The organism is Nocardia sp. CC201C, assembly GCF_030010695.1.
Taxonomy (GTDB): domain Bacteria; phylum Actinomycetota; class Actinomycetes; order Mycobacteriales; family Mycobacteriaceae; genus Nocardia; species Nocardia otitidiscaviarum.
The window spans coordinates 1-8,234 of sequence record NZ_JASCXP010000339.1; the positions used below are offsets into that span (position 1 = coordinate 1).

At 68.3% G+C, this 8,234-nt stretch carries 6 protein-coding genes; 2 read left to right on the plus strand and 4 right to left on the minus strand.

Annotation, left to right across the window (positions count from 1 at the left end):
• Positions 1-161 precede the first annotated feature (161 nt).
• Positions 162-3,779 carry a serine/threonine-protein kinase gene (locus tag QK444_RS27505; protein ID WP_282785054.1) on the plus strand — a complete coding sequence of 1,206 codons (3,618 nt, stop codon included), beginning with the start codon at positions 162-164 and terminating at the stop codon, positions 3,777-3,779.
• A 332-nt stretch (positions 3,780-4,111) separates the two neighbouring features.
• Here the strand turns inward: QK444_RS27505 and QK444_RS27510 are convergent, their stop codons facing one another.
• Positions 4,112-5,428, minus strand: coding sequence for a cyclopropane-fatty-acyl-phospholipid synthase family protein (locus tag QK444_RS27510; protein ID WP_282785055.1), 1,317 nt, complete (start codon positions 5,426-5,428; stop codon positions 4,112-4,114).
• The gene (locus tag QK444_RS27515) at positions 5,425-6,852 is read right to left on the minus strand and encodes an FAD-binding oxidoreductase (protein WP_282785058.1); all 1,428 of its coding nucleotides are present in this window, start codon (positions 6,850-6,852) and stop codon (positions 5,425-5,427) included. Before QK444_RS27515 ends, QK444_RS27510 begins: the two co-directional genes overlap by 4 nt.
• A gap of 287 nt (positions 6,853-7,139) precedes the next feature.
• Here QK444_RS27515 and QK444_RS27520 point away from each other — a divergent pair, with 287 nt between their 5' ends.
• The gene (locus tag QK444_RS27520) at positions 7,140-7,574 is read left to right on the plus strand and encodes an SRPBCC family protein (RefSeq protein WP_143984402.1); all 435 of its coding nucleotides are present in this window, start codon (positions 7,140-7,142) and stop codon (positions 7,572-7,574) included.
• Between the two features lie 8 nt (positions 7,575-7,582).
• Here QK444_RS27520 and QK444_RS27525 read toward each other — a convergent pair whose 3' ends face one another.
• Both QK444_RS27525 and QK444_RS27530 read right to left on the minus strand, forming a co-directional pair.
• Entirely contained in the window at positions 7,583-7,933 is a 351-nt protein-coding gene (locus QK444_RS27525; protein WP_282785056.1) for a VOC family protein, read from the minus strand.
• A 45-nt stretch (positions 7,934-7,978) separates the two neighbouring features.
• A partial coding sequence (locus QK444_RS27530; RefSeq protein ID WP_282785057.1) for a GyrI-like domain-containing protein occupies positions 7,979-8,234 on the minus strand: 256 nt, incomplete at its 5' end.

Genomic DNA, 8,234 nt, shown 5'->3' on the forward strand with positions numbered 1-8,234 from the left:
TTACTGACCTTGCTGATTCGAACCGGTCGGCACGCCGAGATACGCGGCGAATCGTCCACGCGCCCCGCACACCCGCGCTACGTTTGAAATATGCGCGGGTAGAACGCAGGACTGGCCCGTACGTTAGGTATGCGCTGGTTCCGAGTTCGAGGTGGGCGGAGATGAATCCACAGTCACGTTCGGGGAAACCCCGGGCAGACACAACTCCAGCCGACACGAACACGCAGAACTACCTCCCGGTCGGCCTGGTCGACGAGCTCGAGGTGATGGGACTCTTCGACGCCGAGGAGATCGGACGAGGCGGCTTCGGCGTGGTGTATCGCTGCGCCCAGCGCGCCCTCGACCGCGAGGTCGCGGTGAAGGTGCTGTCGTCGGAGATCGACGCCGAGAGCCGAGAGCGCTTCCTGCGCGAGGAACAGGCCATGGGGCGACTGTCCGGGCACCCCAATATCGTCGAGATCCTGCAGGTGGACGTGACGGCGAGCGGGCAGCCGTTCATCGTCATGCCCTTCGCCGCGCACGGCTCCCTGGAGCGGCTCGTGCGCGAACGCGGACCGCTGAGCTGGTCCGATACCGTGCGGGTCGGGGTCAAACTGGCCGGAGCCATCGAAAGCGCGCATCGGGCGCATGTGCTGCACCGCGATGTGAAGCCCGCGAACGTCCTGCTCAGTCGATACGGGGAACCGCAGCTCACCGATTTCGGCATCGCGCGCATTCCCGGCGGGTTCCGCACCTCGACCAGCATGATCACCGGATCGCCCGCCTTCACCGCGCCCGAGGTGCTCAAGGGTGAGGAGCCGACCGTGCGCTCGGACGTCTACGGTCTCGGTGCCACCCTGTTCGCCCTGCTGACCGGGCACGCCGCCTTCGAACGGAAGGTGGGGGAGAAGGTCGTCTCCCAATTCCTGCGCATCACCAGCCAGCCGCTGCCCGATCTGCGCGAGCAGGACATCCCCTCCGATGTGGCCGCCGCCATCGAGGCGGCCATGGCGCCCGACCCACGCGACCGGTCCGCCAGCGCGGTGGAATTCGGGGAGCTGCTGCGCACGGTGCAGCGCGAGCACGGTCAGGTTCCCGATGAGATGGCACTGCTCGACAGCGCGTCGGCCGAGCCGGACAGCGCAACGGAATCGACTGCCGCCCAACCATATTCGCCGGTTCGCAGCGGTACGGTGGTGACGTCGCCGCGGCGGTCGCTGAGCTTCCCGCCGCTCGGCGGAACCCGCGCGGGCACCGCCACCGGCAACCATGCCGCGCATACCGGCACCACGATGCCGCCCACCGCGGTCACCAAATTCCGGCCGCCCACCCCGGCGCGGGAACCGGTCGCGCGCCCCCGGCTACTGGAACCGCTGCGGACGGCCGGGCAACGGCGGCTCGCGCTCATCCACGCCCCCGCGGGCTTCGGCAAGAGCACCCTGGCCGCGCAGTGGTGCGCCGAACTCACCGATCGCGGCGTGGCGGTGGCCTGGATCGGCATCGACGGCGACGACGACAACGAGGTGTGGCTGCTCGCCCACATCATCGCCGCCATCCGGCGGGTGCGGCCCGAGATCGGCGCGGGATTGGAACAGGCCCTCGAGGAGCGGCCCGCCGACGCGGTGCCGTTCGCGGTGTCCACCCTGATCGACGAGATTCACGCCGGCGGGTCCACCGTGGTCGTGGTGGTGGACGACTGGCACCGCATCACCGATACCGGCGCGCAGCGGGTGCTGGAGGCGCTGCTCGACAACGGCTGCCATCATTTGCGATTCGTCGTCACCAGCCGGGAGCGGGCCGGACTGCCGCTGAGCCGGATGCAGGTGGCCGACGAACTGGTGGAGATCGGGTCGGGGCAATTGCGGCTGACCGAGGCGGAGACGCGGGACATGCTGGCCGACCGGTCCGGCTGCGATCTCACCGACCGGCAGATCGAGCAGATCCACACCGCCACCGACGGCTGGCCCGCCGCCCTGCAACTGGTCTGCATGACACTGCGCAAGGAGCACGACCCCGAACAGCTCATCGCGCGACTTTCAGGGGATACCAAGGCGATTCGCGAGTATCTCGCCGAGAACGTGCTCGACGCGCTGGAGCCGCGCACGCTCGGCTTCCTCAGCGCGGTGGCGGTGCCGGAACGGGTGAACGCCTCCCTGGCCGCCGCGCTCACCGGCGATCCGGACGCCGCCGGGCTCTTGGAGCAGGCGGAGGAGCGCGAGCTGTTCCTGCACCGGCTCGACGACGATCCGACCTGGTTCCGCATGCAGCCCATGTTCGCCGAACAACTGCGGGCCCGGCTGGACCGCACCGCGCCGGGCGAGCAGAAGACACTGCACCGCAAGGCGGCTCGCTGGTTCGCCGAGCACAATATGCTGCGCCAGTCGGTGGATCACGCGCTGGCCGCCGCCGATTTCAAGATGGCGCTGGATCTGGTCGAGAACGGCGGCATGGACCTCATCGACCGCTCGCGACTGGCCACCCTGTTCGGCACGGTGTCGAAACTGCCGGTGCAGCAGGTGACTTCGCGTTCCAAACTGCTCATGGCGTTGGCGCGGGCGAATGTGAACCTCCAGCAGTCCAGCGCGGCGCGTACGGCGCTGGGGCGGCTGTCGAATCTGCTCGCCCGCACCTCGCCCACCGATGCCGAGGCGGTGCGACAGCGCTGCCAGGCCGCGGTGCTGGCGGCCGTCGACCAGGTGGCGCGCGACCGCACCGAGGGCGTGGCCGAGCGCATCGCCGAATGTCTGCGCCTGGCCGACGATCTGCCCGCGTGGACGGTGTCCACGGCCGCGAATCTGGCGTCCTTCGTGCGGCTGTGCGACTTCGACTTCGACGGCGCGCGGGAGATGCAGGAGTGGGCAGCGGCCTATCACGCCCGTTCCGCCGATCCGCTGGGCGAGGTGCTCGGATTGTGCGGGCTGGGGGCCGCGGCCTACGAGCAACTCGATATCGCCACCGCCACCGGGGCTTTCGAGCAGGCGTGGCAGACCGCGCGCGATCGGTCCGGCCCGCGCTCGCACGCGGTGCGGGTGGCGGCGGCGCTGTTGGGTGAGATGACCTACCGGCGTGGCGATCTGGAGGCCGCCGAACGGCTGCTCGATCAGAGCCACCAGCTGACGGCCCGGATCGGCCCGGTGGACTTCCTCATCACCACCTTCGTGATCGGCGCCCGGGTCAAGGCCGTGCGCGGTGACCTCGAGACCGCCACCGCCCGCCTCGACGAGGGGGCGCGCATCGCCGCCGACCGCAAGGTGGCCCGCCTCGCGGCCCACATTCGCGCCGAACGCCTGCGCCTGGGTCTGCCGCCCGATCCGCTCACCGGTGGTCAGGTCACCGAACCGCTGGTGCGCGCCGTGCGCCACACCACCGGAACCGCTTGGCTCACCGCAGAAGCCGAGGAGGTCGCCACCATCCGCGCGCTGCTGGCCCGCCACTATCGCGGTTCGGACGGCTACTTCGGCACCGACGACATCGCCCCGCTGGGCACCGACGACACCGCCGTCAAACGCGCCCGCGCCCTGCACGCCCGCATCCGCGAACAACGCCGTCCCCGAGCCGAATTGGATTCCGCCCTGCTGCTGGCCGAATGCCTGTCCACCGCGGGCTGGGCGGGCGAATCCATCAGCGTGCTCACCCCCGTCGTGGTGCGCTGCGCCGAACTGGACTGGCCCCGACCGCTACTCGACGCGGGTCCGGGCGTCCTCGGCATTCTGCGCACCCTCCGTCACGAAATGCCTTTGGGCACCGGCGGACAGGAGCCCCAGGAGCTGCCCCGCCGGTTCCTGGACGCCCTGCTGTGACGAAAACACCGATCTCGAACCGCGCGCTGTCGTAGGGTTTCCCTACCTCCCTCCGAGGGGCGATGGACTTGGTCCAACATCGCGCCCAGGGAGGAGGTGAGGGTTCACGGGGAAGCACAGCAAAAGTCGCCATGAGTGGAATGCCCCGGTCAATCGGACTGCTGCCGTAATCAGCATTGTCGCGATTGCCGAGGCACTCTTCCGCTTGGTCCGCTGGTTGCGGGCCAGGTGACCCACAGGACGGGGCGTCACCCACATGGCGCTCCGTCCGCCAGCATCACTAAGGTGACAGCCCAAATGTACACCGTCCCCGGCGCACAACCAGCGTTTCGCTAAGGCTGCCACCAGGGGCGTAGCGGCACCGTCCATTCCTGGTCGGCGCCGAGCTTGACGCCCAGCACCTGGTGCAGCTGCACCACATTGCGTTCGAAGCCGAGCTGGCATCCCGCCATGTAGAGGCCCCAGACCTTGGCGGTGCCCTCGCCGACCTCGGCCACCGCCTTGTCCCAGTTCTCGACCAGGTTGTCGCACCATTCGGAGAGGGTGAGGGCGTAGTGGCGGCGCAGGTTCTCCTCGTGCAGGACCTCCAGGCCGACGTTCTGGATCTCGGAGATGATGCGGCCGGAGCCGATCAGCTCGCCGTCGGGGAACACGTAGCGGTCGATGAAGTCGCCCGCCTTGGTGGTGCGGGTGTTGTCGGGCCGGGTGATGCAGTGATTGAGGAACAGGCCGCCGTCACGCAGCTTCGACTTCATGAAGGTGAAGTACGCGGGATAGTTGTGCACACCGATGTGCTCGGTGAGGCCGATGGAGGAGATGGCGTCGAAGTCGCCCTCGGGCACGTCGCGGTAGTCGGAGTGGCGCACCTCGGCGAGATCGGTCAGGCCCTCCTCGCGGATCTTGCGCTGCGCCCATTCGGCCTGCTCGGCCGACAGCGTCGCGCCGATGACCTTGACCCCGCGCTTGGCGGCGTAGCGCACCATGCCGCCCCAGCCGCAGCCGATATCGAGCAGCCGGTCGCCTTCCTTCAGGCGCAGCTTGTCGAAGACCAGCCGGTACTTGTTCTCCTGCGCCTCTTCGAGCGTCTGGTTCTCGTTGTCGTACGCGGCGCAGGTGTAGGTCATGGACGGGCCGAGCACATACTCGTAGAAGGTGTTCGACACGTCGTAGTGGTGGTGGATGGCCTCGGCGTCGCGCAGCTTGGAATGGCGCAGCCCCTCCAACGCGACCCGCCGCCAGCGCGGCATGGCCTCCTGGGGCGGCGGCGGCACCGGCTTCATCAGCTCCCAGCCGAGCGAACGGGCGATGACCACCAGTTGCAGCGCGGTCGGGCGGCGGAACTTCAGCCCCGCCATGGCCTTCAGCAGCGCGTACGGGTCGCCGGGGTGCACACCGTGGGCGAGCATGTCACCGGCGATGTAGGCCCGGGCCATCCCGAGGTCGCCGGGTGCGGTGGCGATGTAGTTGACGCCGCGTGGGTTCTTGATCTCCAGGCCGAATTCCGAATCCGCGGGCCCCGTCGTACTGCCGTCGTAGGCGGTGAACCGGATGGGCATGTCACCGTCGATCAGGGTCTCGAAGATCTCGGCAATGGTGAGTTTGGTTCCGAGTTCCGCGAAGACATCGGAACGATCCTTGAATGTCGTCACTTGCGTTGCACCGCCTTCGAATACAGATCCAGTAATCGATGCTGGGGGTCGTAGCGTTCCTTCAGCTCGGTGTAGGTGTGCCCGCCGTAGAGCGCCGCGAACTCATCCTGGCCGTAGTAGGCATCCGAGTACAGGGATTTATGACCGTCCAGTTCGGAGACTTTCCGCTCTATGGCGCGGTTGGCCGCGCCCTCGGGCTGTCCGGGAACGGTCGGGACGGCCGACCAGAAGCCCACGTTCACATAGGTCCGCTTCGGTTCCAGCGGATACAGGGGCCAGGGCCGATCGCCCTGCTCGCGGTCGGTGTCGCGCAGGCGCAGGGGGCACAGCCAGATCGGTTCGATGGGAATCTCGCGCAGGAACCAGTGCATGAACTCCGCGGTGCGCTCGATCGGCACCTCGATGTCCTGCACCACCCGCTCCCGCGGTGGATTGCCCTTGCGGGCCTCGAGCTTGTCGCCGATGTCGTACTTGTGGTCCAGGGCGATGAGCTTCCAGTAGAAGCTGCTGCGCCGGTACTGCCGGGGCCAGAAGCGCCGGATCCGCGGATTCTGGGTGCCGAACGCCCGTGAGCACCAGAACCAGTCGGTATCCCAACGCCACAGGTAGTCGTGGATGGTGAGCCGGTCGCGCTTCGGCGCGGGGCCGTCGTGCTGGATGGACCGGTAGTAGATGTCCATACCGGTGTAATCGCTGACCGGGCCGGGTTCGTCGGTCTGCCGACCGAGGACCAGGTAGCTCTCGTCGGCGGTGAACACCACGCCGTCGAGGTAGTCGACCCGCTCGCCGTCGTGGGCGCGGTCGGCGACGATCCGGCCCATGGCGGCCTCGAGGTCGCCCAGATCGTGGAAGCGCAGGTGGCGCAGGGCCACATAGGGCGGCACCGGCTCCAGTTCGATCTTCAGGCGGGTCGAGTAGCCGAGTGTGCCGTAGGAGTTCGGGAAGCCCCGGAACAGGTCGGCGTGCTCGTTGTCGGGCGTGGCGGTGATGATCTCGCCCGAGCCGGTGAGGATGTCGATCTCCAGCACCGATTCGTGCGGCAGGCCGTTGCGGAAGGAGGTCGACTCGATGCCCAGGCCGGTCACCGCGCCGCCCAGCGTGATGGTCTTGAGCTGCGGCACCACCAGCGGGGCGAGCCCGTACGGCAGGGTGGTGGCCACCAGGTCCTCATAGGTGGTCATCCCCGCCACATCGGCGGTGCGAGCCTCCGGGTCGACCGCGATGACCTTCGTCAATCCCGACACGTCGAGTCCGGGGGCGGTGTTCTTGGCGCGGGCCCGGAACAGGTTGGAGGTCTTCTTCGCCAGGCGGACATCGGCGTCGCGTGGAATGGCACGATAGGACGCCAGCAGTCGTTCGACCCCGGCCTCGTGCGCGGCGAAACCCGATTCCACTGCGGCCGGTGCGCGGCCGGCCTTCCCCAACAGACTCACTGCCACCTGTGGAACCTATCGCGGACCCGGCGAGTCGGCCAGCAGGATCACACCGGCGGGGCGGTTTTCACGCACAGTTTGCATCCGTGTCGATGGGCGCTACCTGCGGCGGGGCGAATCTATTCCGACCCGGACCGTGACAATAGTTACTCTAGCTAACTTTATGGTCCCGAACGACGCCGCCGACATCGGAGCGGACCGATCCCGTCGCACCGGCGGCGGCGTAGCATAACCGGGCGGCAAGAGGCCGAGAGCCGGGAATCAGTAAGGAGCTCATGGTGGGACAGGTCAGCGCGTCCAGCTCGATCGTGGTGGCGGCCGAACCGAAGCGGGCGCTGGAGGCGATCGCGGACTACGAGACGGTGCGCCCGCGCATCCTCTCCTCGCACTACCGCGACTACAAGGTGGTCGAGGGCGGCAAGGGTGCCGGCACCGTGGCGGAGTGGACGCTCCAGGCCACCGAGAAGCGCTCCCGCAATGTGCGCGCCGCCATCTCGGTCTCCGATTCCATGGTGACCGAACGGGATTCGAACTCCTCCATGGTCACCACCTGGACCGTCACCCCGCAGGGCACCGGCTCCCTGGTCAACGTGCGCACCAGCTGGAAGGGCGCGGGCGGTATCGGCGGCATCTTCGAGGGCATCTTCGCACCGCTCGGCCTGAAGAAGATCCAGGCCGAGGTGCTGGAGAACCTGAAGCGCGAACTGGCCTGAGGCCCCGCTCAACCCGCCGCGATATCGAACAGATTGCCCTCCGGATCGGCGAGGGTGGTCCAGCGGACCCCGTACTCGTCGAAGTCGCCGATGTGCTCGGCCCCCAGGGCCAGCGCGCGGTCGATCTGCGCGGGCAGATCATCGGCGACGAGATCCAGATGCACCACGTTCTTGCCCGGATTCTTATCCGGTACGGCCAGGAACATGAGGGTGGGCGACGCACCCGCCGTGCGGCCGACGGTCGCGAAGAACTGATTGGCGTCGGGGTCGACCGGCCGCTCCAGCAGTTGTGACCAGAACGCGGCCAGGGCGGCGGCGTCGGCGCAGTCGATGGTGATATTGGCGATGGTGAGGGACATGGCGGCGCTTCCTTTCCGAATGGGCGGAGTCGCGATGGGTCGAGTTCAGAGTCGGTCGATGGGCCAGCAGATCTCGGTGCGGTAGTCGGCGGGCGCGGCATCGCCGGGGCCGATCAGGTACACCTCGCGAATCGGTTCGGCCAGGGCGGTGTCGTGTTCGGCCACATGGCTGCCGAGAGCGCCGTAGGTCCGGTCGAAATCGTCGAACGGGCCGTGATGCACGGCGATGGCGAAGCGGCGGGCCGGGAGGTCGACGACCGCGCCCAGCGCGGCGGCGCGTTCCCGGTCGCGTTCCGCGACG

Excerpts from the sequence above, each read along its gene's own strand:
- QK444_RS27505 (WP_282785054.1), top strand. The coding sequence starts at position 162 with ATGAATCCACAGTCACGTTCGGGGAAACCCCGGGCAGACACAACTCCA.
- QK444_RS27525 (WP_282785056.1), bottom strand. The coding sequence starts at position 7,933 with ATGTCCCTCACCATCGCCAATATCACCATCGACTGCGCCGACGCCGCC.